Below are 26,201 nucleotides of genomic sequence, written 5' to 3'. Positions count from 1 at the left end.
TTGGTATTGCGCAATGTTGATCAAGAAAGCCCTGACCACCGTCGCCCTGTTCGCTTCCCTGCTGGGTGCTTCGGCGGCGTTTGCCCATGCACACCTCCAGCGCTCGGAACCGGCGGCGGACAGCAGCGTCGCCGCGCCCAAGGATTTGCGCCTGACCTTCAGCGAAGGCGTCGAGGCCACCTTCACCAAAGTGTCGCTGAGCAAGGACGGTACCGAAGTCGCCATCAAGGGCCTGGAAACGCCGGATGCCGACAAGAAAGTCCTGGTGGTCACCCCGGCCGCCCCGCTCGCGGCCGGCAACTACAAGGTGGTGTGGAATGCCGTCTCGGTCGACACCCACAAGAGCAACGGCGAATACAGCTTCAAGGTCGGCCAATAACCCATGGCGACGCTGTTGGTGCTGTGCCGCTTTGTGCATTTCATCGCCGTGTTGCTGATGTTCGGGGCCTGTGCGTTCAGGCCCTGGCTGCTGGGCACCGCGCCGCAGCCGATGCTGGACCGGCAACTCACGCGTATCACCCGTGGCCTGGCCGGCTTGGGGTTGTTCACAGGCCTGGCCTGGCTCTTGTTGATCACCGCCAGCATGGCCGGCAGTTGGGACGCCGCCTTGCAGCCGGCCACCGTGCAGTTGGTACTGGGCAGGACGTTTTTTGGCCAGGTGTGGGTGTGGCATCTGTTGCTCAACCTGCTGCTGGTGATCGTGCTGCTCAAACCCTGGCAGGCACTGCGCCTGCCACTCATTGCGCTGCTGCTGGCGACACTGGCGCCGGTTGGCCACGGCGCCATGCTCGATGGGCTCAGCGGGCAATTGCTGATCCTCAACCAAGTGGTGCACCTGGTGTGCGTCGGTGCGTGGCTCGGTGGGTTGCTGCTGCTGGTGCTGATCCTGCGGCAACCGCAAGGGACGGCGCTGGAGCCGGTCCTGCGACGTTTCAGCGGTGTGGGTTATGGCTTGGTCGCCGGCTTGCTGGTGACCGGGTTGATCAATGTGCGCGTACTCACCGGTCAACTGTGGCCCACACCGCTGTTCAGCGGCTTTGCGCTGATTCTGTTGATCAAGGTGATGCTGGTACTGGGAATGTTGGCGCTGGCGTTGCTGAACCGGCTGCGCATCGATCGCTGCGAGCAACGCCTGGGCAGTTTGAAGGCCAGCGTGATCACGGAATGGTTACTAGGTGTTGCAGCGGTGGCGGCGGTTTCGCTGCTGGGCACCTTGCCGCCGATGGTCATGGCCGGCTGAAACACCGCAATTTCGCGCCGAACTCGGTCAAAAGTGGGAGCGGGCTTGCTCGCGAATGCGGTGTGTCAGACCCAAATGCGTTGACTGACATACCGCATTCGCGAGCAAGCCCGCTCCCACATTGACCGCGCCACTATTCATTCATAGAGGATGTGGTCATATAACTTCCCCTTGACACGCCTGCGAAACCCCGCAAATATCCCGCTCAATGTTGTACGACAACGTATGACAAATAATAAAAACAACAAAGAAAGGGAGCATCACTGTGCGTCAATCCGTCCGCAATTCCTCCTCGTGTCTCGGTCTTATCAGTCTTGGCAGCCTGGCCTTCAGCCTCCCCCTCGGCGTCCATGCCGAAGGTTTCGTCGACGACGCCAAGGCCACGCTCAACCTGCGCAACGCCTACTTCAATCGCAACTTCACCAACCCGACCAACCCCCAGGGCAAGGCCGAAGAGTGGACCCAGAGTTTCATCCTCGATGCCAAGTCCGGCTTTACTCAAGGCACCGTGGGTTTCGGGATCGATGTGCTGGGTCTGTACTCGCAAAAGCTCGATGGCGGCAAGGGCACCGGCGGTACGCAGTTGCTGCCGATCCACGACGATGGCCGCCCCGCCGATAACTTCGGGCGCCTGGGCGTGGCGCTGAAAACCAAACTCTCGAAGACCGAACTGAAGGTTGGCGAATGGATGCCGGTACTGCCGATCCTGCGCTCTGACGATGGCCGCTCGCTGCCCCAGACCTTCCGTGGCGGCCAGGTCACCTCCAACGAAATCGCCGGGCTGACCCTCTACGGCGGGCAATTTCGTGGCAACAGCCCGCGCAACGACGCGAGCATGGAAGATATGTTCATGAACGGCCGGGCGGCGTTTACCTCGGACCGTTTCAACTTCGGCGGCGGCGAATACACCTTCAACGACAAACGCACCCAGGTCGGCGTCTGGTACGCCGAGCTCACCGATATCTACCAGCAACAGTATTTCAACCTGACCCACAGCCAACCCGTGGGCGACTGGACCCTGGGCGCCAACCTCGGGTTCTTCAACGGCAAGGAAGACGGCAGCGCCCTGGCCGGCGACCTCGACAACAAAACCGCGTTCGCCCTGCTCTCGGCCAAATACAACGGCCACACCTTCTACGTGGGCCTGCAGAAACTCACCGGCGACAGCGCCTGGATGCGCATCAACGGCACCAGCGGCGGCACCCTGGCCAACGACAGCTACAACGCCAGCTACGATAACGCCAAGGAAAAATCCTGGCAGGTGCGCCATGACTTCAACTTCGTGGTGCTCGGCGTGCCGGGGCTGACCCTGATGAACCGCTATATCAGCGGCAGCAACGTGCACACCGGGGCGATCACCGATGGCAAGGAATGGGGGCGTGAGTCGGAACTGGCCTACACGGTGCAAAGCGGGGCGCTGAAGAACCTCAACGTGAAATGGCGCAACGCGACCATCCGTCGAGACTTCAGCAATAACGAGTTCGATGAGAACCGGATTTTCGTCAGCTACCCGATCTCGTTGTTGTAACTCGTACCCTGTGGGAGCTGGCTTGCCTGCGATGGCGGAATGTCAGTTGACACATCAACTGGCTGACCCACCGCCACCGCCATCGCAGCGGTGCGGCGATCCGACAAGCCAGCTCCCACATTTGAAAATCTCATTCGTCTGTAAGAACGTTGACAACCTGGGGCCGCCTAACAATACTTCGATTTAGTCATACGACAACCTACAACAAAAATTGGAATGCCCATGACCACCACCACCCAAGCTCCATTCAACCGCCTGCTGCTCACCGGTGCCGCCGGCGGCCTGGGCAAAGTCCTGCGCGAACGCCTGCGTCCTTACGCCAAGGTATTGCGTCTGTCAGACATCGCCGACATGGCCCCGGCTGCCGACGCGCGCGAAGAAGTGCAGCCCTGCGACCTCTCCGACAAACAAGCCGTGCACCACTTGGTCGAAGGCGTCGACGCGATCCTGCACTTTGGCGGCGTATCGGTGGAGCGCCCCTTCGAAGAAGTGCTCGGCGCCAACATCAGCGGCGTTTTCCACATCTACGAAGCCGCGCGGCGTCACGGTGTGAAGCGCGTGATCTTTGCCAGTTCCAACCATGTGATCGGCTTCTACAAACAGGGCGAAAAACTCGACGCCCACTCCCCGCGCCGTCCGGACAGCTACTACGGCCTGTCCAAATCCTACGGCGAAGACATGGCGAGTTTCTACTTCGACCGCTACGGCATCGAGACCGTCAGCATCCGCATCGGCTCCTCATTCCCGGAACCGCAGAACCGCCGGATGATGCACACCTGGCTGAGCTTCGACGACCTGACCCAACTGCTCGAACGCGCGCTGTACACGCCAGACGTCGGCCACACCGTGGTCTATGGCATGTCGGATAACCTCGACACCTGGTGGGACAACCGCTACGCCGCGCACCTGGGCTTCGCGCCCAAGGACAGCTCCGAAGTGTTCCGCGCCCAGGTCGAAAGCCAGCCACCGGTGGCCGACAACGACCCGGCCAAGGTCTATCAGGGCGGTGCGTTCTGCGCGGCCGGACCGTTCGGTGACTGAGTTCACACCAACCAAGGGAATGACTGGCCATGACTGCTGAACTGATCGTCGACGCCCGCAATGCCGTGGGCGAATGCCCGGTGTGGGTGCCCGAGGAAAATGCGCTGTACTGGGTGGACATCCCCAACGGCGGCCTGCAACGCTGGAGCGCCGCCAGCGGGCATATCGCCGCGTGGACAGCCCCGCAGATGCTCGCCTGTATTGCCCGCACCGATGCGGGCAACTGGGTCGCCGGGATGGAAACCGGCTTCTTCCAGCTCACCGCGCACAACGACGGCAGCCTCGACACCACGTCCCTGGCGAGCATCACGCACCCACGCCCGGACATGCGCCTGAACGATGGACGCTGTGACCGCCAGGGCCGTTTCTGGGCCGGCAGCATGGTGCTGAACATGGGCCTGAACGCAGCCGAGGGCATCTTGTATCGCTATGCCGCAGGCTCGGCGCCCCATGCCCAGCTGGACGGGTTCATCACCCTCAACGGCCTGGCCTTCAGCCCTGACGGCCGCACGATGTACGCCTCGGACTCGCACCCGTTGGTGCAGCAGGTCTGGGCGTTCGACTACGACATCGACACCGGCACGCCGTCCAATCGCCGTGTGTTCGTGGATATGCACCAGCACCTAGGCCGCCCCGACGGCGCCGCCGTGGACGCCGAGGGCTGCTACTGGATCTGCGCCAACGACGCCGGGCTGGTCCACCGTTTCACCCCCGACGGTCGCCTCGACCGCTCCCTCACCGTCCCGGTGAAAAAACCCACCATGTGCGCCTTTGGCGGCAGTCGCCTGGACACCCTGTTCGTCACCTCGATCCGTGATGACCCGCGTGAGCAGTCACTGTCCGGCGGCGTGTTTGCCCTCAACCCCGGCGTCACCGGTTTACCGGAGCCCACGTTCACCCTCTAGCTGCATCGCTCTGCCTTTGAACTCAAAACAATAACAAGACTGGAGACACACCCCATGGACTTCAAACGCACCTTGCTCGCCGCTGCATGCTTGACCCTCTGCAGCGCCGCCCACGCGCTGGAAATCAAATTCGCCGACATCCACCCCGCCGGCTACCCCACCGTCGTGGCTGAAGAAAACATGGGCAAGGCCCTGACCAAGGCAAGCAACGGCGAACTGACCTTCAAGTACTTCCCCGGCGGCGTCCTGGGTTCCGAGAAGGAAGTCGTCGAGCAGGCCCAGGTCGGCGCGGTGCAGATGACCCGCGTCAGCCTCGGCATCGTCGGCCCGGTGGTGCCGGACGTGAACGTGTTCAACCTGCCCTTCGTGTTCCGTGACCAGGCGCATATGCGCAAGGTCATCGACGGCGAGATCGGCGATGAAATCCTCGCCAAGATCACCGACTCCGAATTCGGCCTGGTCGCCCTGGCCTGGATGGACGGAGGCACGCGCAACCTCTACACCAAGAAACCGGTGCGCAAGATCGAAGACCTCAAAGGCATGAAGATTCGCGTACAAGGCAACCCACTGTTCATCGAAGCCTTCAACGCCATGGGCGCCAACGGCATCGCCATGGACACCGGCGAGATCTTCAGCGCCCTGCAGACCGGCGTGATCGACGGCGCGGAGAACAACCCGCCGACCCTGCTGGAGCACAACCACTACCAGAACGCCAAGTACTACACCCTCACCGAGCACCTGATCCTGCCCGAACCCATCGTGATGTCGAAAATCACCTGGAACAAACTCACCCCCGCGCAGCAGGACATGGTGAAAACAGCCGCCAAGGCCGCCCAGGCTGATGAGCGCGTGCTGTGGGATGCCAAGTCCGCCAGCAGCGAGGCCAAGCTCAAGGCTGCCGGTGTCGAGTTCATTACCGTCGACAAAAAGCCCTTCTATGACGCCACCGCTGCGGTTCGCGCCAAGTACGGCGCGCCTTACGCTGACATCGTCAAGCGGATCGACGCGGTTCAGTAAGCACCCTCCTCCCTAGCTAGGCCCGGCGCGGTCAACACTGACGCGCCCGGTTACGGTGAACGCCATGAAGAATTTACTGCTGCGTATCAACGACCGCATCTACATGACCTGCATCTGGGTCGCCGGCCTCTCGGTATTGGGGGTGGCACTGATCATTCCCTGGGGCATTTTCGCCCGCTATGTCCTCGGTACCGGTTCCAGTTGGCCCGAGCCCACCGCCATCCTGTTGATGCTGGTATTTACCTTCATCGGTGCAGCCGCCAGCTACCGCGCCGGCGCACACATGTCGGTGGCCATGGTCACCGACCGTCTGCCGGCCGAGCAGCGGCGAATCGTCGGAATCGTCTCGCAACTGCTGATGGGCACCATTTGCCTGTTCATGACCATCTGGGGCACCAAGCTGTGCCTGTCCACCTGGAACCAGTTCATGAGCGCCATTCCCACCCTGCGCGTGGGCATCACCTACATGCCGATCCCGATCGGTGGGCTTCTGACCCTGATCTTTGTCGTGGAAAAACTCCTGCTCGGTGACCAGAGCAACCGTCGGGTCGTACGTTTTGACCTGGTAGAAGAAAGCGAAGGGGCCGCCTGATATGGACGCGTTGATTCTGTTGGGCAGCTTTATCGCCTTGATCCTGATCGGCATGCCGGTGGCCTATGCCCTGGGGCTGTCGGCGCTGATTGGCGCGTGGTGGATCGACATCCCGTTCCAGGCCCTGATGATTCAGGTCGCCGGCGGGGTGAACAAGTTTTCGCTGATGGCGATTCCGTTCTTCGTGCTGGCCGGGGCGATCATGGCCGAGGGCGGCATGTCGCGGCGGCTGGTGGCCTTCGCCGGGGTGCTGGTGGGCTTCGTGCGCGGCGGCCTGTCGTTGGTGAACATTATGGCCTCGACGTTTTTCGGCGCGATTTCCGGCTCGTCGGTGGCCGATACCGCCTCGGTCGGTTCGGTGCTGATCCCGGAAATGGAACGCCGTGGCTACCCGCGTGAATTCGCCACGGCCGTGACCGTCAGCGGCTCGGTGCAAGCGCTGCTGACGCCGCCCAGCCACAACTCAGTGCTCTACTCCCTGGCGGCCGGCGGTACGGTGTCGATCGCCTCGCTGTTCATGGCCGGCGTGGTGCCGGGCCTGCTGATGAGCGCGTGCCTGATGGTGTTGTGCCTGATTTTCGCGAGAAAGCGCGACTACCCCAAAGGTGAAGTCATTCCGTTGAGGCAGGCGCTGAAAATCGCCGCCGATGCGCTTTGGGGCCTGATGGCCATGGTGATCATCCTCGGCGGCATCCTCTCGGGTATCTTCACCGCCACCGAATCCGCCGCGATTGCCGTGCTGTGGGCGTTCTTCGTGACCATGTTCATCTACCGCGACTACAAATGGAGCGAGCTGCCCAAGCTGATGCACCGCACGGTGCGCACCATTTCCATCGTGATGATCCTCATCGCCTTCGCCGCCAGCTTTGGCTACATCATGACGCTGATGCAGATTCCGGCGAAAATCACCACGATGTTCCTGACCCTGTCGGACAACCGCTACGTGATCCTGATGTGCATCAACGCCATGCTGCTGTTGCTCGGCACGGTGATGGACATGGCGCCGCTGATCCTGATCCTCACACCGATTTTGCTGCCGGTGGTGCTGGGTATTGGTGTCGACCCGGTGCATTTCGGCATGATCATGCTGGTGAACCTGGGCATCGGCCTGATCACCCCACCGGTGGGCGCGGTGCTGTTCGTGGGCGCGGCGGTGGGCAAGGTCAGCATCGAGAAGACCGTGAAGGCGCTGCTGCCGTTTTATGCGGTGTTGTTCATGGTGTTGATCGCGGTGACCTACATTCCCGCACTGTCGCTGTGGCTGCCGAGCGTGGTGTTGTAAACCCATTCTCCAGCCCAATGTAGATCAACTGTGGGAGCTGGCTTGCCTGCTCCCACATGGAACCTTGTTGCAGGTCCTACTTCATACGGCGGAAAGCCATGTCTTCACCCTTCATTGAACTGCGCGATCAACTCACCCACCTCACCCTGGCGCCCTCTGTAGGTGGCAGCATTGTCAACTGGACAGTACGCGCCAGCGGCCAACCGCTGCTACGCCACAGCGATGAACAGGCAATCAACACCGGCTTGCCGGGCAAGCTCGCCTGCTATCCCCTGGCGCCCTGGTCCAACCGGATCGGCGAAGGCGGTTTCGCCAACCCCGATGGCTGGCTGGCACTGGTGCCCAACAGCCTGACCGACCCGCTGCCGATTCATGGCTCGGCCTGGCAACAGGCGTGGCAGGTGGTCAGCCAGTCGGCGCATGAGGTGGTGTTGGCCGCTGAGTGCGACACGCCGTTCGCCTACCGCGTCGAGCAACGGTTTCGGTTGCAGGACGGTGAACTGAGCATCGCATTGCGGGTGACGCACCTGGCTGAACACGCCGCATGGCATGGCCTGGGCTTGCACCCCTACTTCCCGCGCCGGGCGGGTACTCGGCTGCAGGCCAAGGCTTCGCAGGTGTGGATGAGTAATGCATCCAAGCTGCCTACCGGGCTGGCACCCGTGCCGGAGGCGTGGGACTTCCAGGCATTAAAAGCTCTGCCCGAAGGCCTGGTGGACAATGGCTTTTGCCAGTGGGACGGGCAGTGCCGCATCGAACAACCGGAACTCGGTTATGCGCTGGACTGCCAGGCCAGCGGCGCCGATTACTTCCTGCTGTACTGCCCGCCGGGGCTGGGGTTCTTTTGCATCGAGCCGGTGAGTCATCCGGTGAATGCCCATCACCTGCCGGGCCGCCCTGGCCTCACGTTGCTGGAACAAGGCCAGTCAACCCACCTCGATTTCACCCTGAAATACACACCCCATTTACCTGCGATAGCCTCAGGCACCAAACCGTTGTAGTGAGCGGGCTTGCCCCGCGCTGGGTGGCGAAGCCGCCCCAAACCAGGCGACGCGTTGTTACTTGTAACTCGGCGGTGATTTTATTAGGGCGGCTTCGCCACCCAGCGCGGGGCAAGCCCGCTCACTACAGATACCTCTTGCACATTCAAAAATTTTGATCCCTATTGTGTCAGGGAGGACTGTTTTTGAGGCGCCCGGCGGTGTCGATGCTGACCACCACCGAAAGCCCCGGCCGCAACCGCTCGCTCTCGGCCTGACCCGGGTCCACCGTGATTCTCACCGGCACCCGCTGCGCAATCTTCACAAAGTTGCCGGTGGCGTTATCCGCCTGCAACAGGCTGAACTCCGAGCCGGTCGCCGGGGAAATATGCTGCACCGTGCCGTGGAATTTACGGTGGTTGAGGGCATCGACGGTGAAGGTCACCGGTTGGCCGACCTGCACGTTGTCCATCTGGGTTTCTTTCATGTTGGCGATCACCCACAGCTGTGGCGGCACCAGCGCCATCAACTGCGCACCGGAGTTGACGTAAGCTCCCAGGCGCACGCCAATCTGCCCCAGCTGGCCGTCACGCGGCGCGGTGATGCGTGTGTTGGACAGGTCGATACGTGCCAGCTCCACCGCCGCATCGGCACTTGCCACCGCGGCTTCCAGCGAACCGCGATTGACGATCACCGTCTGCACATCCTGCCGGGCGATTTCCAGGCTGGCCTGGGCTTGCGCGACGGCGGCGAGGGTCTGCGCATGGGCGGCGCGGGTCACGTCCAGCTCACGTTTGGATACCGAACCGTCGCTGATCAACGCTTCGTTGCGGCGCAAATCGGCGGTGCTCTTGCGCGCCTGCGCCTGGCTGTCCGCCAAGGCCGCCTGGCGCAATTTGATCGTGGCTTCGGCGCTGTTGCGCTGCTGCACCACATTCGCCAACGACGCCTGTTGCACCGCCAATTGCGCCAGCGCCTGATCGAGGCGCTGCTTGTAGATGCGGTCATCGAGACGCACCAGCAGATCGCCGGCCTTCACGTACTGGAAATCCTGCACCGGCACTTCAAACACATACCCGCTGAGCTGCGGGCCGATGATCGTGACCTGCCCACGTACCAGGGCATTCTCGGTGGTCACCACCGCACTGCTGAACGGCGGCAATTGCCAGGCGTACAGCACGATCAGCACACCGATGATCGCAATCGCGGCAAAGCCCAGCGACGAGATAATGCGTACCCGCAGCGAACGTGACTCGGTGACCGCCGCGCCCGGCGGCGTGGCGCCTTCCGGGGTGGCGGCGATAGCATTGGTGGTTGTGGTGGTGGGTTCGGTCATGAAGGTGCGCCGCTGGGTTGAACGGGAGTGGCTGTCTTGGTGGTGCTCATCAGCCACAGACTGCGGATAAAGATCCAGATCATGGTCAGGATCGCGATGATCGCGATCAGCATGAAGACATCGTTGTAGGCCATCACGTTCGCTTCACGGGTGGCGGCCGTGGCCAGGCTGCGAATACCCATCAGGTTACGCAGCTCGGGGTCGGCGGCGATTCCCCCATAGGCGGAGCCGCCGCTCTGCACCCGCGCCGCCACACGCGGGTCGAGCAGGGTCAGGTGCTCGACGATCATGCTGGAATGGTATTTCTCGCGCGCGATCTGGAAGGTGCCCAGCAACGCCGCGCCGATCAGGCCGCCCAGGTTCTGGCAGATACCGAACATCACCGAAAAACTTACCAGATTGCGCGGGTTGGCCAACACGTTCTTGGTGCCCAGCACCATGGTCGGCCCCAAAAAGAACGTGCCGCCGAAGCCTAGCAGGAACTGGCTGATGTACAGGTTCTGCGGCCGGGTCAGGTTGCTGGAAAAACTGTCCATTACCGAGCCGGTGGCCATCAGCGCCAGGGAGATCACCAGCGGCATCAGCAAGTGCGCCGGGTTGATCGTCAGTGCGCTGACCGCCAGCCCCGCAATCGCCCCGACCAGCATCACCACGTACAGCGTGTGCATCTGCTGGTAGCTCATGTTCAACATCTGCATGAACCCTACGGCGCCGGTGGACTGTTCGGACAGCACCATGCGAATCAGGATCACCGCCAGCGCCAGGCGAATCATGGTGCCGCTGCCCAGCCAGCGGGTCATCAGCAGCGGGTTGGCGCGGTTATGCTCGATGGCCAGGCCGGCCATGATCAGCACCAGCGAACAGGCCGAAGCCACGCCGATCCACGGTGCTTCCAGCCACCAGTCGATGCGCCCCAGCGACAGCACCGCGCAGAGCAAGGCAACGCCGGTGGCGAGGATGGCGAAGGTCAGGAAGTCGAGTTTTTCAAACGTCTTGAACCGATCGCCCGGGGGCAACTTGAGCAGGAACACGCACCCCAGGCAGATCAGCGCCAAGCCCAGCTCAAACAGGTACAGCCCGCGCCATTCGGCGATTTGCAGCAGGTCTTCAGAGAACAACCGCGCCAGCGGCAACGCCAACTGCGCCGTGCCCAAGCCCAGCACCAGCGCCTTCAAGCGCCACTTGGCCGGAAACGCCTGGATCATGTAGTACAACCCCAACGAAGTCAGCGCTGCCCCGACCATCCCATGAGCCGCCCGCACGGCGATGGCCGAGTTGAGGTCATTGACAAACAAATGCCCGAAGGTCACCAGCGCATACAGCACCAGGAACACCTCGGTAAACGCGCGCAGGCCGAACTGCTGGCGAAATTTGACCAGCAGCAGGTTCATGCACACATTGGTCATCACGTACGCGGCGGGCAGCCAGGCCATTTCGGCAGTGGTCGCGCCCAATGCGCCTTGCAGGTATTGCAGGTTGGCGATCACCAGCGCGTTCCCCAGCCCACCGGTAATTGCCACCAGCACGCCGACCATCGCGAACAGCCAACGCTTGTGCGTCGGGTGCAGCGGCGTAGACGGCGAACCGGGCAGGCTGGGCCGCTCATGCGGCTCCCAGGTGCGGGGGGTGTATTTGTTCATTCGATGGCCTTGATGAGCCGACGGGGGAAGTCGGTGGAACCTTTACTCAGGGAGTGGAAAACCTGAGAGGAGTTCATCTTGCCATCTTGGGGCGCAAAATTGAGTCTTAATGTAGACACGGTCAAAAATGTGGGAGCGGGCTTGCTCGCGAATGCGGTGTGCCAGCGACTACCTCTGTCACTGAACCACCGCTTTCGCGAGCAAGCCCGCTCCCACAGGTTTAACCGAGTTCGACAGGGGAATGCACAGTCAAACCCAACCCAACCAACTCCAGTACGTCGCCGCAAACACCAGCATCAACCCATACCCGATCAACGTCACCAGCACCCCCACCTTGGCAAACTGCCGCGCGGTGAACGTCCCCGTCCCCAGGCACACCATATTCTGCGGCGCATTGATCGGCAGGATAAACCCGTAGCTCATCACAAACCCCAACAGCATGGTCATGCCCAACCGGCTGAAATCCCCCGGCAAGGTCTGCAGCACCGCAATCAGGATCGGCAGCAACGCCGAGGTCAGCGCGGTGGCGCTGGCGAAACCCAGGTGAATCAGGATCAGGAACGCGCCGAGGATCGCAAACACGCCCAACGGCCCCACCTGATCCAGCCCGGTATGGGCCACAACGGTAGAACCCAGCCACTGTCCGGCCTGGGTCGTCAGCAGCGCCGTGCCCAGGCTGATGCCCACGCCGAACACGATGACCGTGCCCCACGGGATCCGCGACTGCACATCCTTCCAGGTCATCACGCCGATGCCCGGCAGCAGCAGGAATACCAACCCGGCATAGGTCGTGGAGGTGGTGTCGAAACTGTGCAGCCGACCTTCTGTCGCCCAGGCCAGCAGCAGCAGGACCGACACGCTCAACAGCCGCTTTTGCGGCCCGGTCATTGGCCCTATCTCTGCCAGCGACTGCGCCACCGCCTCTTTACCCCCCGGGATGCTGTCGGTTTCCGGTGGCAACAGTTTGAGTACCAGGAACAACAACACGGCCGACATGATCAACGCCCATGGCGCACCGGCGATCAGCCAGTCGATCCACGATACGCGCTGGCCGAGCATCTTGTCCATGAAGCCGACCGTCAGCAGGTTCTGCGCAGCGGCCGTCTGGATGCCGACGTTCCAGATGCTGGTGCCCTGGGCCACCACGATCATGATGCCGGCGGCGATATTCGAGCGTTTGTCGACGCCGAACGCGGCGATCACGCCCATCATGATCGGCACCACACAGGCACTGCGTGCGGTGGCGCTGGGCACCACCAGGCTGAGCAGGATGGTCACCGCAATCGCCCCCAGCAGGATGCGTCGGGTGCTGGTGCCCACTCGGCTGAGCGTGACCAGCGCGATACGCCGGTCCAGGCCGGTGTGGGTCATGGCTGCGGCGATGAACAGCGCGCCTGCCACCAGCGCCAGCGCCGGGTTGGAGAAGCCGGTGAGCGCCATGCTGATCGCCGGGCTGCTGCCGATCAGGTGTGCGGGGTCCTGGATCGACGGCGCGGTGCCGAGCAAGAACGCCATGAGCGAGGTGATCATGATCGCGCTGGCTTCATAGGACACCGCTTCAGTGATCCACACCACCACGGCAAACGCGAGGATAGCCAGCATGCGGTGCCCGGCCACGGGCAAGTCGGCGGGCAGCGGCAATAGCAGCACGCCGACCATCACCAGCACGGCGAACACCAGGCCCAAGGGCAACTTGAATGATGCAGCGGTTGTTGCGGGGGCGTTCATGGGGTGCTCCGTCGGCCTTTAAATCAGGCGCGGAGCATGGCGCAAACTGCGGCGTGCGGTGTTGACGAGTGTCAACCGGCTCCAACTCTGACAAATCTCCCTGTAGTGAGCGGGCTTGCCCCGCGCTGGGTGGCGAAGCCGCCCCAAACCAGGCGAATTGGGTTTGTCTGAAACTGCGCGGCGTCTTTATTGGGGCGGCTTCGCCACCCAGCGCGGGACAAGCCCGCTCACTACAAAATGTATAGATACCGATGCTGCGATAGCGGCACCGCGGTGACGCTATCGCAGGCAAGCCAGCTCCCACAGAGGTCCACTCCCACATGGGGGTTGGGTTTGCTGTGGCGTCAGCCAAGCATCTGGCTCAGGACCGCGCGCAATTTGCCGGGCTTGACCGGTTTGTTCAACAGCGGCGCGTCCAGTCGCCGCAACGCGCGGCGGCATTGGTCGGTGCGGTCGGCCGTAATGATCACCGCAGGAATCTTCTGCTCGAAATGCTCGCGTAAATGGCGCACCACCTGGCACCCCACCACCCCATGGTCCAAGTGATAATCGGCCAGGATCAACTCCGGCGCCCTGCCCTCCAGCGCCAGCAACGCACCGGTCAGGTCGGTGGCGGTGACCACTTCGCAGCCCCACTGCCCGAGCAACGCGCGCATGCTTTCGAGGATGCTCACCTCGTTATCGATCACCAGCAACCGCCGGCCCGGCAGCGGGTTGCCCGTGCTCGGTTGCACCGGCAGTTGGCTGATCGGCAAGGGCATTTCATCACTCAGGGGCACTTCGATGCTGAACATCGAGCCACGCCCCGGCCACGAACGCACCGCAATCGGATACCCGAGAATATCGGCGATACGCTCGACAATCGCCAAACCCAGCCCCACGCCCTTACGGTCCGCCGCGCGGCCGACGTCGAGCTGGTTGAACTCGAGGAAGATCGCCTCCAACCGGTCCGCCGCAATGCCGCGCCCGGTGTCCCATACCTCCAGGCGCAAACCCTTACCGCGCTTGCGCGCGCCCAGCAGGATGCAACCCTCGTCGGTATAACGGCAGGCATTGCTCAGGAAATTACGCAGGATCCGCGTCAGCAGGCGCAGGTCGGTGTTGATCGCATAGCAGCCGGTGTGCACCCGCAGGTTCAACCCGGCCGCCTGGGCAACCGATTGAAACTCCGAGACCAGCGGCGCGAACAGCTCGTCGAGGCGATACAGCGCCACATCCGGCTTGACCGCCGCCTGATCCAGCCGCGAAATATCCAGCAAGTCGGTGAGCAGGTCCTCGGCCCCCTCCAGCGCCTGGTGCGTGCGCTCCACCAGCACCTGCTCGACGCTGGGCAGCTGCCGCTCGCGCAGGGTGGCGATCAACAGCCGCGCCGCGTTCAAAGGCTGCAGCAGGTCATGGCTGGCCGCGGCCAGGTATTTGTCCTTGCTGCGGTTGGCGGCCTGGGCGGCGTCGCGGGCGTCGCGCAGGTCCTGCTCGACCTGTTCGCGCTGGGCGATCTGCTGCTGCAGGTTGTGGTTGGCTTCCAGCAGTTCATCGGTGCGCGCCGCGACACGCTGCTCCAGCTCATCGTTGAGGCGGATATAGCGGTTGCGCTCGGCCTCCAGTTCATCCAGGCGTGCCGTCAGCTCGGGATAGTGGCTCTTGCGCGCCGACTGGTTGCCCAGCCCGAGCAGGCCCGCGAGCGCGCGTTGCTGTTGGTCAGAGAGCTTCGCCATAGACGACCTCGACGTCCCGCTGGCTCGATTCCCTCGGGTTGGTGAGGATGCACGGGTCGTGCATCGCATGCTGCGACAGGAACGGGATATCGGCCACGCGCACCCCATGCAGGCCGAGGGTTTCGTGGAAGCCAATGGCATGCTTGAGCGCGATCAGATGCTCCACCAGGCGCCCGCAGATGTGCCGATGATTGAGGCCTCGGCAGTCGATGCCAAACGTCTCGGCGATCACTTTAAAGCGTTCCGGCGCCGAGTTGTAATTGAAGGCCACCACATGTTCCACCAATACCGCGTTGCACAGCCCGTGGGGCAAATCAAGAAAGCCACCAAGGCTGTGGGACATGGCGTGCACCGCACCGAGGATCGCATTGGAAAACGCCAGCCCGGCCTGCATGCTGCCCAGCATGATTTTTTCGCGCAGGGCGATGTCGCCGGGGTTGGCAATCATCTGCACCAGATTGCCGTTGATCAGGCGCATCGCTTCCAGCGCATGGGGGTCGGTCAGCGGGCCATGGCCGGTGGAGACGAACGCTTCGATGGCATGCACCAACGCGTCGATGCCGGTGCAGGCGGACAGGAACGGGTCCATGCTGGCGGTGGTTTCCGGGTCGATCAGCGATACATCCGGCACCACCGCCTTGCTGACGATGGAGAACTTCATGCGTTCCTGCTGGTTGGAGATGATCACGAACTGCGAAACATCCGCAGAAGTGCCGGCGGTGGTGGGGATCAGGATCAGCGGCGGGCTGGGCACGCGGATGGTGTCGACGCCTTCGAACTCCAGGATGCTGCGCCCATGGGCCACCACGATACCGATGGCCTTGCCGCAGTCCATCGGGCTGCCGCCGCCGATGGCCACGATCACGTCGCAGTGGTTCTCGCGGTACACCTCGGCGCCAGTCATCACTTCTTCGACGCGCGGGTTGGGCGAGACGGCGCTGTACAGGCAGTAGTCGATACCGATGGCTTGCAGGCTGGCTTCCACATCGGCGACCCAACCGGCGGCGATCACGCCGGGGTCGCTGACCACCAGCACTTTGCGCGCGCCGAAGGTCTTGGCGCAATTGCCGACATTGTGCCGGCAGCCGGCACCAAAGATGATTTCAGGCGAGACGAATTTACGCAGGAGGCTCAGGTTTGGGCTCATTGGAAAGCCTGTTTTTATTATTCTGGAAGATGCGCTCCACACTAACCGATCCGGCTGCGAATGCAATCAGACCAAAGAGGCATCCTCCTGGTAGTACCCGCGGTCAGCGGTTGGCGAAGTACATCGTGACTTCAAAGCCGATGCGCAGGTCGGTGTAGGTCGGTTTGGTCCACATGGGGGCAGTCCTCTTGTTGTGCCGGAGGGTTCCGGTCGAGTCATTAATGCATGGGGCGTGTGCGAGGCGAATGCTACTTTCGAAGGAGTTGGCACGCTGCATTAGTATCAGAGTCACATCAATCAAATGCGGGAGCTGGCTTACCTGCGATAGCCATAGGTATCTACACATTTTTGTAGTGAGCGGGCTTGTCCCGCGCTGGGTGGCGAAGCCGCCCCAATAAAGGCATCACCGAACTAGAGGTAGAACCCGGCCGCCTGGTTTGGGGCGGCTTCGCCACCCAGCGCGGGACAAGCCCGCTCACTACAGGGAGATTTTTCAGACTTTTAAATTGTGTCGATACCTATGGCTATCGCAGGCAAGCCAGCTCCCACAGGGGAAGGCATTTCAAGTCAGAATCAGAAGAACCCCAGCGGGTTGATGTCGTAGCTCACCAGCAGGTTTTTGGTCTGCTGGTAATGGTCGAGCATCATCTTGTGGTTCTCACGCCCCACGCCCGATTTTTTATAGCCCCCAAACGCCGCATGCGCCGGGTACAGGTGATAACAGTTGGTCCACACCCGCCCGGCCTTGATCGCCCGGCCCATGCGGTACGCGCGGTTGATGTCGCGGGTCCACAGGCCGGCGCCGAGGCCGAACTCGCTGTCGTTGGCAATGGCCAGCGCTTCGGCCTCGTCCTTGAAGGTGGTAATACCCACCACCGGGCCGAAGATTTCTTCCTGGAACACGCGCATCTTGTTGTGGCCCTTGAGCAAGGTCGGCTGGATGTAATAACCGCTGGCCAGGTCCCCCTCCAGACGCTCGGCCGCGCCGCCCGTCAACAACTCTGCGCCCTCTTCCTGGGCGATCTTCAGGTAGGAGAGGATTTTGTCGTATTGCTGCTCGGACGCCTGGGCGCCGACCATGGTTTCGGTGTCGAGCGGGTTGCCACGCTTGATCTTGACGATCTTCTTCATCACCACTTTCATGAAGTCGTCGTAAATCGACTCCTGCACCAGCGCCCGCGACGGGCAGGTGCACACTTCGCCCTGGTTGAAAAACGCCAGCACCAGGCCCTCGGCGGCTTTTTCGATGAATTGCGGCTCGGCCTGCATGATGTCTTCAAAGAAGATGTTCGGCGACTTGCCGCCCAGTTCCACGGTGGACGGAATGATGTTCTCGGCCGCCGCGTGCATGATGTGCGCGCCCACCGGAGTGGAACCGGTGAAGGCGATCTTGGCGATGCGCTTGCTGGTGGCCAGCGCCTCCCCCGCTTCGCGGCCGAAGCCCTGGACGATGTTGAGCACACCCGGCGGCAGCAGATCATTGATCAGCTCGGCAAACACCATGATCGACAGCGGCGTCTGCTCGGCCGGCTTGAGCACGATGCAATTACCGGCGGCCAGCGCAGGCGCCAGTTTCCACGCGGCCATCAGCAGCGGGAAGTTCCACGGGATGATCTGCCCGACCACACCCAGCGGCTCATGAAAATGGTAAGCGGCCGTCAGCTCGTTGATCTCGGCGGCGCCGCCTTCCTGGGCGCGGATGCAACCGGCGAAGTAGCGGAAATGGTCAGCGGCCAGCGGCACGTCGGCGTTGAGGGTTTCGCGAACGGCCTTGCCGTTGTCCCAGGTCTCGGCCACGGCCAGCACTTCGAGGTTCTGCTCGATGCGGTCGGCGATTTTCAGCAGTACCCGGGAGCGGTCCTGGGCCGAGGTCTTGCCCCAGGCGTCGGCGGCGGCATGGGCGGCGTCGAGGGCCTTGTCGATATCGGCGGCGCTGGAGCGCGGGAATTCGGCGATGACTTCGCCAGTGACCGGCGAGGTATTGGTGAAGTATTCGCCATTGATCGGTGCGACGAACTCACCGCCGATGTAATTGCCGTAGCGCGGCTTGAAGCTGACGATGGCGCCGGGGGTGCCTGGTTGTGCGTAGATCATGGTGAGGCCTCTATTTATTGTTGGGTATTGATGGGCTGCATCTGGATGCGTTCGTACTGCGGATACAAATGAGTCACGCTGCGGGTCAGCTCGTAGCGCGCCAGGTTGATGGTCGCGAAACGTTCGGGAATCGGGCTGCGGATCAGCTCGGACATGTCGCGGCCTTGGGCCGCACCGTCGCGCAGCAGGTGGTCGAGCCAGGTGAGGTAGTCGTGCATCTGTTCGAAGGGTTTTGCGTCGGTCGCGATAGGGCCGTGGCCGGGCACCACCAGCGTCCAGGGCAAGCCTTGCAGGGTGGCGATGTCCGCCAGCCACTGCGCAAGGCCCGGTGAATGCGGGGTGGTGAGTGCGCGCTGGTAGAACACCAGGTCACCGGCGAACAGCACGCCGGTCTTGCGGTCGAGGATCGCCAGGTCAGCGCCCGTGTGGCCGCGCAGGTGCAGCAGTTGCAGGTCGTGGCTGCCGAAGGTTTTCACGCCGGGCTGCAGCACTTCGCCGGGCAGGACCACTTCGGTGCCGCGCATCCAGTCGCCGACCAGGCGGTACAGGTTCTCGGCCATGCTGTCGCCCTGCGCATGCAGCAACTCGGCGGTGCCGGCCAGGGCGCCGATCGGCACATCCTTGAACGCTTGGTTGCCCAGCGCATGGTCGGGATGGTGGTGAGTCAGCAACACCTGGATCACCGGCTTATCGGTGACCCGTGCGATGGCCTGGCGCAGCGCTTCGCCATAGCGCCTGGAAGGCCCGGTGTCGATCACCACCACGCCGGCTTCGGTGACGATGAACCCGACGTTGACGATGTTGCCGCCGTTGTCCTTGGTGAAGTTCTCCGTGCTGCCTTCCAGCAGCCAGGTGTCGTCGGCGATCAAGCGAGGCTTGAGCGCGTAATCCAGCTCGGCCAGCACCGGCAGGCTGAACAGGATCAGCCAGAGCATTATCCAGCGCGGGTTCATGGGATGACCGCGTCGAATTGGCTGCCGCTGGTGTCGCGCAGGGTCAGGCGCGTAGGCCCGGAGCCCTCGACGTCAAAAGCCAGGTTGGGGTTTTCGCTGACGGCGGGGAACAGTTCCAGGCGCGCCAACAGCCGGTTGTCATCACCGCGCAGTTCGGCACGGTTGATGAAAAATTCGGGAATGCCGCTGACCATGCCGTTATCCATCGGGTGGGCAACGTGCAGCTTTACCCGGCTGAACTCGGCGCGCGGGTAACGCCCGCCGAGCACTTCGCCCAGGTGGTCTTCCCAACCCGGTTGCGTGCGCACCACGCTGGGCGCCGTGCAGCCGCCGCCAGCGGCATCGATCAGGGCCGAGCCGACGTGCCACATGCCATCCCGGGTCAATACCGCCGCGCGCAACGGCGTGGCCTGTTCGATACGCACGCGGATCGACAGCCATGGCAGCACGCGCTCAATGGGCTGGAAGTCGACAATCTGCGGCAACGGGTTGAGTTCGGCCCAGGCGAGGATCTTGACCACGTCACCCTTGAATGCGCGGGCATCGATCTCCAACGGTACCTGGCGCGCATCTTCGGCGAACGGCGGCGCCAGGAGCTTGACCCGCTCGTCGAACACGAACGGTGCATTGGCGAGAAAACGCTGGTGATAGTAGGCCCACATCACCGAGGGCACCGGGTCGACGGGCGCGCCCCAGGCCAGCATCGGCACACAGCAGATCCACCACCCACGCAGGCGCATGGCTTACTCCTCGACGTGCACGCTGTCGAGGTAGGTGCGCACCGCCCACAGGGCTTCCTGGCTCAGGTAGTCGGCCATCTTCGGCATGTACACCCGGCCATCGCGCACGGCGCCGTGGCGGACCCGCTCGACAAACCATTCATCCCCGGCGTCGCCGGCATCGAGCATGCGCAGGTCGGGCGCGATTCCGCCGGACTTGGCTTCCAGGCCATGGCACGCCGCGCAGTTCTGGTTGTACGCCGAGGCGCCGACCTCCACCGCTTTGTCACGTTCGGGGCGGGTGCGATAAGGGTTGGTGGCGGCCCAGCCATCGGCGTCCAGCGGCACGCCGGCGTCCTTGATCGGGGTGAGACCCTTGGTTTCCACGGCGGTTGGCGTCACGTTGCCGTGGGCCCAGGCGGAACCGGCACCGATCGCACCGGCAAGCAGGCAGGCAGTCAGCAAGGCGTTGCGTTTTGTTGTCATTATTTTTCCCTCAGGATTGCACGCAAGACCTCTTGGCAGAGGCCATGGCAACCATCTTAGGAAGCGCTCGACGGCACCCGTATGCTGCTTTGGTGGCCGGGTTCTCATCCGTTGGTAGCAGGCCTTGTGGGGCACTGCTAAATCAGAGGCGGTTCGGGAAATTGTCCCGGCAACACCGGGACTTTTTCCGTATTCGCCGCCCCCGTCAGGCAGCAACCTGTACAGGCCAAAACCTCCACTGGGAACTGCAACCATGACAATAAGATCGCTACCCGCCCGCTCACCCTTGAGCCTTGCCGTGCAGGCTTTTCTGCTGGTGGGCAGCCTGTCCCTCAGTGCCGCGAGCCATGCCGCCGCTGACCCCGCTGCCAAGCCGACCCACAACGTGACCTGGGAAGACATCGCCAACGACCACCTGACCACCCAGGACGTGCTGCAATATGGCATGGGCACCAATGCCCAGCGCTGGAGCCCCTTGGCCCAGGTCAACGACAAGAACGTATTCAAGCTGACCCCGGCCTGGTCCTACTCGTTCGGCGACGAGAAGCAGCGTGGCCAGGAATCCCAGGCCATCGTCAACGACGGCGTGGTGTACGTCACCGGCTCCTATTCCCGCGTGTTCGCCCTCGACGCGAAGACCGGCAAGCGCCTGTGGACCTACAACCACCGCCTGCCCGACAACATTCGCCCGTGCTGCGACGTGGTCAACCGCGGCGCGGCGATCTTCGGCGACAAGATCTACTTCGGCACCCTCGATGCGCGCCTGATCGCCCTCGACAAGAACACCGGCAAAGTGGTGTGGAACAAGAAATTCGGCGACCACGCCGCCGGCTACACCATGACCGGCGCCCCGGTGCTGATCAAGGACAAGGTCAGCGGCAAAGTACTGCTGATCCACGGCAGCTCCGGCGATGAGTTCGGCGTGGTCGGCCAGCTGTATGCACGCGACCCGGACACCGGTGAAGAAGTCTGGATGCGCCCGTTCGTGGAGGGCCACATGGGCCGCCTGAACGGCAAGGACAGCACGCCGACCGGCGACGTGAAGGCGCCGTCATGGCCGGATGACCCGACCACCGAAACCGGCAAGGTCGAGGCCTGGAGCCATGGCGGCGGCGCGCCTTGGCAGAGCGCGAGCTTCGATGCCGAGACCAACACCATCATCGTCGGCGCCGGCAACCCCGGCCCGTGGAACACCTGGGCGCGCACCGCCAAGGACGGCAACCCCCATGACTTCGACAGCCTCTACACCTCGGGCCAGGTCGGCGTCGACCCCAGCACCGGCGAAGTGAAGTGGTTCTACCAGCACACGCCGAACGATGCCTGGGACTTCTCCGGCAACAACGAATTGGTGCTGTTCGACTACAAGGACAAGGACGGCAAAGTGGTCAAGGCCACCGGCCATGCCGACCGCAACGGCTTCTTCTACGTGGTGGACCGCAACAACGGCAAGCTGCAGAACGCCTTCCCGTTCGTCGACAACATCACCTGGGCCAGCCACATCGACCTCAAGACCGGTCGCCCGGTGGAAAACGAAGGCCAGCGGCCGGCCAAGCCATTGCCCGGTGAAACCAAGGGCAAGTCGGTGGAAGTTTCGCCGCCGTTCCTCGGTGGCAAGAACTGGAACCCCATGGCTTACAGCCAGGATACCGGCCTGTTCTACATCCCGGGCAACCAATGGAAAGAGGAATACTGGACCGAAGAGGTCAACTACAAGAAAGGCTCGGCCTACCTGGGCATGGGCTTTCGCATCAAACGCATGTACGACGACCACGTCGGCACCCTGCGCGCGATGAACCCGACCACCGGCAAGGTGGTGTGGGAGCACAAGGAAGCCCTGCCACTGTGGGCCGGCGTGCTGGCGACCAAGGGCAACCTGGTCTTCACCGGCACCGGCGACGGCTTCTTCAAGGCCTTCGATGCGAAAACCGGCAAGGAACTGTGGAAGTTCCAGACCGGCAGCGGCATCGTCTCGCCGCCGATCACCTGGGAACAGGATGGCGAGCAGTACATCGGCGTGACCGTCGGCTATGGCGGCGCGGTGCCGCTGTGGGGCGGCGACATGGCCGAACTGACCAAGCCGGTGGCACAGGGTGGGTCGTTCTGGGTGTTCAAGATCCCGAGCTGGGATCAGAAAACCGCGCAGAAATAACCCTGGGCAGGGAGAGTGGACACACGCTCCCTGCTGTTCTTCTTTAGAGGCCTTGCCATGAAACTCTTGCCTTTACTGCTCCTGCTGAGCCTGCCCCTGGCCCATGCCGACGACGGCGACGACGCCCCGCTGATCATTAACGGCTGCACCATCGCCGAACACAGCCAATGCCCGGGCGCCGACCTCAAGGGCGCGAACCTGAGCAACCAGAACCTGAGCAAAATGAACCTGGCCGGCGCCGACCTGCGCGAGGCCAACCTGCGCCACGCCAACCTCGACCTGGCCAACCTGGAAAAAGCCCGTTTGCAAGGCGCCAACCTGACCCGCGCCAGCCTGCAACAAAGCAACCTGCGCCTGGCGGACTTCACCGGCGCCACGCTGACCGCCGTGCAAGGCTGGGGAATGTTTGCCCAGGGTGCGCAATTTGAAAACGCCAACCTCAGCGCGGCCTACCTGCAGTTTGCGCGGTTGTCGGGCGCGAAGATGCACAAGGTTGACCTGCGGGCGGCGGATCTGGAGATGACCTGGTTGAGCAAGGCTGACCTGCAGGGTGCCGATCTGAGTGATGCCAATTTGCAAGAGGCCAAGTTTGGGGAGAGTAATTTGGAAAAGGCCAGGCTTACGGGGAGTCGGCAGCATTATGCGAATTTTCAGGATGCGAATATGGAGGGGTGTGAGGGGTGCCCTGGGGGGTGGGATCGTTGAGGTGATTTCCTTGGCGGCCTCTGGGCCGACCAGGCTGTTGGGGTGAACGGGTACATATCCGTTATTTGGGTAATGGCGGCTATTGGTTCCGCCCTTACGGCGGGTCACTTTTGGAAAAGAGCCCCAAAAGTAACCAAAAGGGCTCTTGCCCCACCACTCGGCACCTCGCTTAGGCTCGGTGTGCCCTCACTCCGGCTTGAATCCGTGGGCCGCCGTCATGGGCCATCCATGGCCCAGGACGGCTAACCCGGCGTCCTGCCGGGTTACCCACGGATTCAAGCCTGCGTTCGGCCAGCGTGGTTGACGGGGCGCCTGAGATCAAGATCAAAAGCCAGATCAAGTGCAGATCAAGTGCAGATCAAGTGCAGATCAAGAGCAGATCAAGAGCAGATCAAGAGCAGATCAAGAGCAGATCAAAAGCAGGTTAGATGGCATTCCACCGATCTGCTTTTCTGTGGGAGCTGGCTTGCCTGCGATGCAGACACCTCGGTACATCAGGCACACCGACTTGATGCAATCGCAGGCAAGCCAGCTCCCACATTTTGAACCGGGACCGACAGCAAATACCGGTCGGCTCTAAGGCCGCCGCGCTTTGGCTTTTGATTTGGGATCGCCCCGTCAAACACGCTGGCCGAACGCAGGCTTTGGAGCGTGGGTAACCCGGCAGGACGCCGGGTTAGCCGCGCTGGGCCAAGGATGGCCCATCGCGGCGGCCCACGCTCCAAAGCCGGAGTGAGGGCACACCGAGCCTAGGCGAGGTGCCGAGTGTTGGGGCGAGGACCTTTTGGTTACTTTTGGGTCCTTCCAAAAGTGACCCGCTGTAAGAGCGGAACCGCCAGCCGCCGTTACCTAAATAATGGATATGTAGACCTCAGCCCCCCGCTCACCCCACAACCCTCACCACCCCCATACCAATCCCCAGATGCACCAGCTCAGCATGGGAACTCACCCGCAATTTGCTCTTGAGCAACGTCAAGTAATTGGACACCGTCTTACTGCTGATACTCAACTGAGCCGCAATCGAACGGGCCGGAGTCCCCCTGGCGAGCATCAGGAAAATCTCCAGCTCACGCTGGGTCATGCCTTGCAAGCGACGATCCGTCGGGTGATAAGCCAACTGCGTCGCCAAATCCTGTTCGATATAGGTGTGCCCGTCGAGAATGCGCGCGACCGCGTCCAGCATCACCTCGGGCGACGCGCTTTTGGTCAGGTAACCCGACGCGCCGGCGTCCAAAGCCTGGCGCACCAGCGGCAGCTCGGCGTGTTGACTGAAAAACAACACGCGCAATTGCGGCAAGCGTCGGCGCAAGCGGCGTGTGGTTTCCAGGCCGCTGATACCCGGCAGGCCGAAACCGATGATCACCAAGTTCGGCACCGCTTCGTGCACCCGCGCCAGGGCTTCTTCGCCGCTGGCCGCTTCGCGCACCACCACGCCCGGCAGCCCGCTTCGCAACAGGCCGGCGTAACCCAGGCGGACCACGGCGTGATCATCGACCAGCAGGATATTCATAGTGCCTCCAATGGCAGCGGCTCTCGTCCATGCTAGAACCCCACGCCGCGCCGCGACCTACTACTTTGGTACCGGTTTTGCTGTCTATCGTCGCATTCCCAAAGCAGCGGGACTGGCGTGTAATGGGCGCATAACGATAACGCCCGGACCCGCCATGCTGCCCGCTCGACTGCCTCTTGCGGCACTGTTGTGCCTGTTGATCACGCACGTACAGGCCGACACCCCTCTGTTTTCCGCCGAAGGCTACCGCATCAGCCTGTATCGCAGCCCTACGCCCGATCACTTGCCAGGGGTCACGATTGTCGACACCCCTGCCCTGCAAACCCTGCTCACCCGGGCGCCGGCACCGGTGCTGATCGACGTGTACCGCCGCCAATGGCTGCAAGGCCGTTTCATCGAGGACCAGCCCCACGCCAACCTGCCCGGCAGCCGCTGGCTGGCCAATACCGGCGACGGCGACCTCACGCCCGAGTGGCAGGGCTACTTCGTGCGCAACCTGTACACGTTCACCGGCGGCGACCTGAGGCACCCGCTGGTGTTCTACTGCCGCTCCGATTGCTGGCTGAGTTGGAACGCGGTAAAACGAGCCGCCAGCCTGGGCTATACCTCTGTGTATTGGTACCGCGATGGCTTGGACGCATGGGAAGCGGCAAAACTGCCCGTGACGGCTGCGGCACCCGAACCCTTTGAATAAAAAACCACAACAAGAAGGTGAACGGCCATGTACAAAATTTTGATCGCCGACGATCACCCGCTGTTTCGTGAAGCGATCCATAACGTCATCAGCGATGGTTTCCCCGGCAGTGACGTGATGGAAACCGCCGACCTGGACAGCGCCCTTGCCCTGACCCAGGCGCACGACGATCTCGACCTGATCCTGCTGGACCTGAACATGCCCGGCATGCACGGCCTCAACGGCCTGATCAACCTGCGCAACGAGTCGCCCACCATCCCGGTGGTGATTGTCTCGGCCGAACAGGACAAGCAGATCGTGCTGCAAGCCATCACCTATGGCGCGGTGGGGTTTATCACCAAGTCGTCGCCGCGCCTGCAAATGACCGAGGCGATCCGGCAGATTCTCAACGGCAACGTTTACCTGCCGCCGGACATCATCCGCACCCAGAAAAGCAACGGACACCGGCGCCTGAACGACAACCCAAGCTTTGCTCCGGAACTGTTGCAGGCACTGACGCGCAAGCAGCTGCTGGTATTGGAGCGAATGACCAAGGGCGAGTCGAACAAGCAGATTGCCTACACCCTGGAGATTGCCGAGACGACGGTGAAGGCGCATGTGTCGGCGATTTTGCGCAAGTTGAATGTGCACAACCGGGTGCAGGCGATTCTGAGTGCCGGGGATATCGATTTCGGCTCCTATCTGCGCCGCTGAGCCGACAGCCCGACGATAAATCTTTGTAGTGAGCGGGCTTGCCCCGC

At 62.6% G+C, this 26,201-nt stretch carries 24 protein-coding genes; 13 read left to right on the top strand and 11 right to left on the bottom strand.

Annotated elements, in window-relative coordinates; genetic code table 11:
• Positions 1–13: 13 nt before the first annotated feature.
• The 9 genes from copC (at position 14) to KVG91_RS19875 (ending at position 8,606) form a co-directional block, all read left to right on the top strand.
• Positions 14–379 carry a copper homeostasis periplasmic binding protein CopC gene (copC, locus tag KVG91_RS19915; RefSeq protein ID WP_169378214.1) on the top strand — a complete coding sequence of 122 codons (366 nt, stop codon included), beginning with the start codon at positions 14–16 and terminating at the stop codon, positions 377–379.
• 3 nt (positions 380–382) lie between these two features.
• The gene (gene copD / locus KVG91_RS19910; protein ID WP_169378215.1) at positions 383–1,240 is read left to right on the top strand and encodes a copper homeostasis membrane protein CopD; all 858 of its coding nucleotides are present in this window, start codon (positions 383–385) and stop codon (positions 1,238–1,240) included.
• Between the two features lie 265 nt (positions 1,241–1,505).
• Complete coding sequence (locus KVG91_RS19905) at positions 1,506–2,768, top strand: OprD family porin (RefSeq protein WP_169378216.1); 1,263 nt, start codon at positions 1,506–1,508, stop codon at positions 2,766–2,768.
• A gap of 216 nt (positions 2,769–2,984) precedes the next feature.
• Positions 2,985–3,809: an NAD-dependent epimerase/dehydratase family protein gene (locus KVG91_RS19900; RefSeq protein WP_404822422.1), complete on the top strand. Its 825-nt coding sequence runs from the start codon at positions 2,985–2,987 to the stop codon at positions 3,807–3,809.
• A gap of 29 nt (positions 3,810–3,838) precedes the next feature.
• A complete protein-coding gene (locus KVG91_RS19895) occupies positions 3,839–4,714 on the top strand; it encodes an SMP-30/gluconolactonase/LRE family protein (protein ID WP_169378218.1) in 876 nt (291 codons plus the stop codon).
• 54 nt (positions 4,715–4,768) lie between these two features.
• Positions 4,769–5,731 (top strand): TRAP transporter substrate-binding protein, encoded by a 963-nt coding sequence (locus KVG91_RS19890; RefSeq protein WP_169378219.1) that lies wholly within the window; start codon positions 4,769–4,771, stop codon positions 5,729–5,731.
• Positions 5,732–5,795: 64 nt separating this feature from the next.
• On the top strand, positions 5,796–6,323 hold the full coding sequence (locus KVG91_RS19885) for a TRAP transporter small permease (RefSeq protein ID WP_076954657.1): 528 nt from the start codon (positions 5,796–5,798) through the stop codon (positions 6,321–6,323).
• 1 nt (position 6,324) lies between these two features.
• Positions 6,325–7,605 (top strand): TRAP transporter large permease, encoded by a 1,281-nt coding sequence (locus KVG91_RS19880; protein ID WP_169378220.1) that lies wholly within the window; start codon positions 6,325–6,327, stop codon positions 7,603–7,605.
• Positions 7,606–7,703: 98 nt separating this feature from the next.
• Positions 7,704–8,606, top strand: a complete 903-nt coding sequence (locus tag KVG91_RS19875; RefSeq protein ID WP_169378221.1) for an aldose 1-epimerase — start codon at positions 7,704–7,706, stop codon at positions 8,604–8,606.
• Between the two features lie 169 nt (positions 8,607–8,775).
• Here the strand turns inward: KVG91_RS19875 and KVG91_RS19870 are convergent, their stop codons facing one another.
• From KVG91_RS19870 to pedF, 10 genes are all read right to left on the bottom strand, one after another.
• The gene (locus tag KVG91_RS19870) at positions 8,776–9,921 is read right to left on the bottom strand and encodes an HlyD family secretion protein (protein ID WP_169378222.1); all 1,146 of its coding nucleotides are present in this window, start codon (positions 9,919–9,921) and stop codon (positions 8,776–8,778) included.
• Positions 9,918–11,561, bottom strand: coding sequence for an MFS transporter (locus KVG91_RS19865; protein ID WP_169378223.1), 1,644 nt, complete (start codon positions 11,559–11,561; stop codon positions 9,918–9,920). Before KVG91_RS19865 ends, KVG91_RS19870 begins: the two co-directional genes overlap by 4 nt.
• Before the next feature lie 249 nt (positions 11,562–11,810).
• Positions 11,811–13,289, bottom strand: coding sequence for a DASS family sodium-coupled anion symporter (locus KVG91_RS19860; protein ID WP_169378224.1), 1,479 nt, complete (start codon positions 13,287–13,289; stop codon positions 11,811–11,813).
• A 344-nt stretch (positions 13,290–13,633) separates the two neighbouring features.
• Positions 13,634–15,004: an ATP-binding response regulator gene (locus tag KVG91_RS19855; RefSeq protein ID WP_169375662.1), complete on the bottom strand. Its 1,371-nt coding sequence runs from the start codon at positions 15,002–15,004 to the stop codon at positions 13,634–13,636.
• Entirely contained in the window at positions 14,988–16,151 is a 1,164-nt protein-coding gene (ercA, locus tag KVG91_RS19850) for an alcohol dehydrogenase-like regulatory protein ErcA (RefSeq protein ID WP_169375661.1), read from the bottom strand. The genes KVG91_RS19855 and ercA overlap by 17 nt, the downstream gene beginning before the upstream one ends.
• Positions 16,152–16,254: 103 nt before the next feature.
• A complete protein-coding gene (gene pqqA / locus KVG91_RS19845; RefSeq protein WP_124086857.1) occupies positions 16,255–16,326 on the bottom strand; it encodes a pyrroloquinoline quinone precursor peptide PqqA in 72 nt (23 codons plus the stop codon).
• A 398-nt stretch (positions 16,327–16,724) separates the two neighbouring features.
• A complete protein-coding gene (gene exaC / locus KVG91_RS19840) occupies positions 16,725–18,245 on the bottom strand; it encodes an acetaldehyde dehydrogenase ExaC (RefSeq protein ID WP_169374410.1) in 1,521 nt (506 codons plus the stop codon).
• A 14-nt stretch (positions 18,246–18,259) separates the two neighbouring features.
• Positions 18,260–19,198, bottom strand: a complete 939-nt coding sequence (locus tag KVG91_RS19835) for a quinoprotein relay system zinc metallohydrolase 1 (RefSeq protein ID WP_169374409.1) — start codon at positions 19,196–19,198, stop codon at positions 18,260–18,262.
• Entirely contained in the window at positions 19,195–19,938 is a 744-nt protein-coding gene (locus KVG91_RS19830; RefSeq protein ID WP_169374408.1) for a quinoprotein dehydrogenase-associated SoxYZ-like carrier, read from the bottom strand. Before KVG91_RS19830 ends, KVG91_RS19835 begins: the two co-directional genes overlap by 4 nt.
• A 3-nt stretch (positions 19,939–19,941) precedes the next feature.
• Complete coding sequence (pedF, locus tag KVG91_RS19825; protein ID WP_169374407.1) at positions 19,942–20,403, bottom strand: cytochrome c-550 PedF; 462 nt, start codon at positions 20,401–20,403, stop codon at positions 19,942–19,944.
• Positions 20,404–20,656: 253 nt separating this feature from the next.
• Here pedF and exaA point away from each other — a divergent pair, with 253 nt between their 5' ends.
• Complete coding sequence (exaA, locus tag KVG91_RS19820) at positions 20,657–22,552, top strand: quinoprotein ethanol dehydrogenase (RefSeq protein WP_169374406.1); 1,896 nt, start codon at positions 20,657–20,659, stop codon at positions 22,550–22,552.
• 57 nt (positions 22,553–22,609) lie between these two features.
• The gene (locus KVG91_RS19815; protein WP_169374405.1) at positions 22,610–23,257 is read left to right on the top strand and encodes a pentapeptide repeat-containing protein; all 648 of its coding nucleotides are present in this window, start codon (positions 22,610–22,612) and stop codon (positions 23,255–23,257) included.
• Between the two features lie 883 nt (positions 23,258–24,140).
• Here KVG91_RS19815 and KVG91_RS19810 read toward each other — a convergent pair.
• Complete coding sequence (locus KVG91_RS19810; RefSeq protein WP_169378773.1) at positions 24,141–24,767, bottom strand: response regulator; 627 nt, start codon at positions 24,765–24,767, stop codon at positions 24,141–24,143.
• A 154-nt stretch (positions 24,768–24,921) separates the two neighbouring features.
• Between KVG91_RS19810 and KVG91_RS19805 the strand changes: the two genes are divergently transcribed.
• Together KVG91_RS19805 and KVG91_RS19800 are read left to right on the top strand one after the other, a co-directional pair.
• Positions 24,922–25,461, top strand: coding sequence for a PQQ-dependent catabolism-associated CXXCW motif protein (locus tag KVG91_RS19805; RefSeq protein WP_169378774.1), 540 nt, complete (start codon positions 24,922–24,924; stop codon positions 25,459–25,461).
• Between the two features lie 27 nt (positions 25,462–25,488).
• Positions 25,489–26,154 (top strand): response regulator transcription factor, encoded by a 666-nt coding sequence (locus KVG91_RS19800; protein ID WP_169378775.1) that lies wholly within the window; start codon positions 25,489–25,491, stop codon positions 26,152–26,154.
• The last annotated feature ends 47 nt before the right edge of the window (positions 26,155–26,201 follow it).

This window comes from Pseudomonas azadiae, assembly GCF_019145355.1.
Taxonomy (GTDB): Bacteria; Pseudomonadota; Gammaproteobacteria; order Pseudomonadales; family Pseudomonadaceae; genus Aquipseudomonas; species Aquipseudomonas azadiae.
The sequence above is the reverse complement of the archived record's forward strand: the minus strand, read 5'-3'. Positions and strand labels throughout refer to the sequence as shown.

Bases quoted from the DNA above. Each gene is read 5' to 3' on its own strand.
- copC (WP_169378214.1), top strand. From the start codon at position 14: ATGTTGATCAAGAAAGCCCTGACCACCGTCGCCCTGTTCGCTTCCCTG.
- copD (WP_169378215.1), top strand. From the start codon at position 383: ATGGCGACGCTGTTGGTGCTGTGCCGCTTTGTGCATTTCATCGCCGTG.
- KVG91_RS19900 (WP_404822422.1), top strand. From the start codon at position 2,985: ATGCCCATGACCACCACCACCCAAGCTCCATTCAACCGCCTGCTGCTC.
- KVG91_RS19895 (WP_169378218.1), top strand. From the start codon at position 3,839: ATGACTGCTGAACTGATCGTCGACGCCCGCAATGCCGTGGGCGAATGC.
- KVG91_RS19890 (WP_169378219.1), top strand. From the start codon at position 4,769: ATGGACTTCAAACGCACCTTGCTCGCCGCTGCATGCTTGACCCTCTGC.
- KVG91_RS19885 (WP_076954657.1), top strand. From the start codon at position 5,796: ATGAAGAATTTACTGCTGCGTATCAACGACCGCATCTACATGACCTGC.
- KVG91_RS19880 (WP_169378220.1), top strand. From the start codon at position 6,325: ATGGACGCGTTGATTCTGTTGGGCAGCTTTATCGCCTTGATCCTGATC.
- KVG91_RS19875 (WP_169378221.1), top strand. From the start codon at position 7,704: ATGTCTTCACCCTTCATTGAACTGCGCGATCAACTCACCCACCTCACC.
- KVG91_RS19870 (WP_169378222.1), bottom strand. From the start codon at position 9,921: ATGACCGAACCCACCACCACAACCACCAATGCTATCGCCGCCACCCCG.
- KVG91_RS19865 (WP_169378223.1), bottom strand. From the start codon at position 11,561: ATGAACAAATACACCCCCCGCACCTGGGAGCCGCATGAGCGGCCCAGC.
- KVG91_RS19860 (WP_169378224.1), bottom strand. From the start codon at position 13,289: ATGAACGCCCCCGCAACAACCGCTGCATCATTCAAGTTGCCCTTGGGC.
- KVG91_RS19855 (WP_169375662.1), bottom strand. From the start codon at position 15,004: ATGGCGAAGCTCTCTGACCAACAGCAACGCGCGCTCGCGGGCCTGCTC.
- ercA (WP_169375661.1), bottom strand. From the start codon at position 16,151: ATGAGCCCAAACCTGAGCCTCCTGCGTAAATTCGTCTCGCCTGAAATC.
- exaC (WP_169374410.1), bottom strand. From the start codon at position 18,245: ATGATCTACGCACAACCAGGCACCCCCGGCGCCATCGTCAGCTTCAAG.
- KVG91_RS19835 (WP_169374409.1), bottom strand. From the start codon at position 19,198: ATGAACCCGCGCTGGATAATGCTCTGGCTGATCCTGTTCAGCCTGCCG.
- KVG91_RS19830 (WP_169374408.1), bottom strand. From the start codon at position 19,938: ATGCGCCTGCGTGGGTGGTGGATCTGCTGTGTGCCGATGCTGGCCTGG.
- pedF (WP_169374407.1), bottom strand. From the start codon at position 20,403: ATGACAACAAAACGCAACGCCTTGCTGACTGCCTGCCTGCTTGCCGGT.
- exaA (WP_169374406.1), top strand. From the start codon at position 20,657: ATGACAATAAGATCGCTACCCGCCCGCTCACCCTTGAGCCTTGCCGTG.
- KVG91_RS19815 (WP_169374405.1), top strand. From the start codon at position 22,610: ATGAAACTCTTGCCTTTACTGCTCCTGCTGAGCCTGCCCCTGGCCCAT.
- KVG91_RS19810 (WP_169378773.1), bottom strand. From the start codon at position 24,767: ATGAATATCCTGCTGGTCGATGATCACGCCGTGGTCCGCCTGGGTTAC.
- KVG91_RS19805 (WP_169378774.1), top strand. From the start codon at position 24,922: ATGCTGCCCGCTCGACTGCCTCTTGCGGCACTGTTGTGCCTGTTGATC.
- KVG91_RS19800 (WP_169378775.1), top strand. From the start codon at position 25,489: ATGTACAAAATTTTGATCGCCGACGATCACCCGCTGTTTCGTGAAGCG.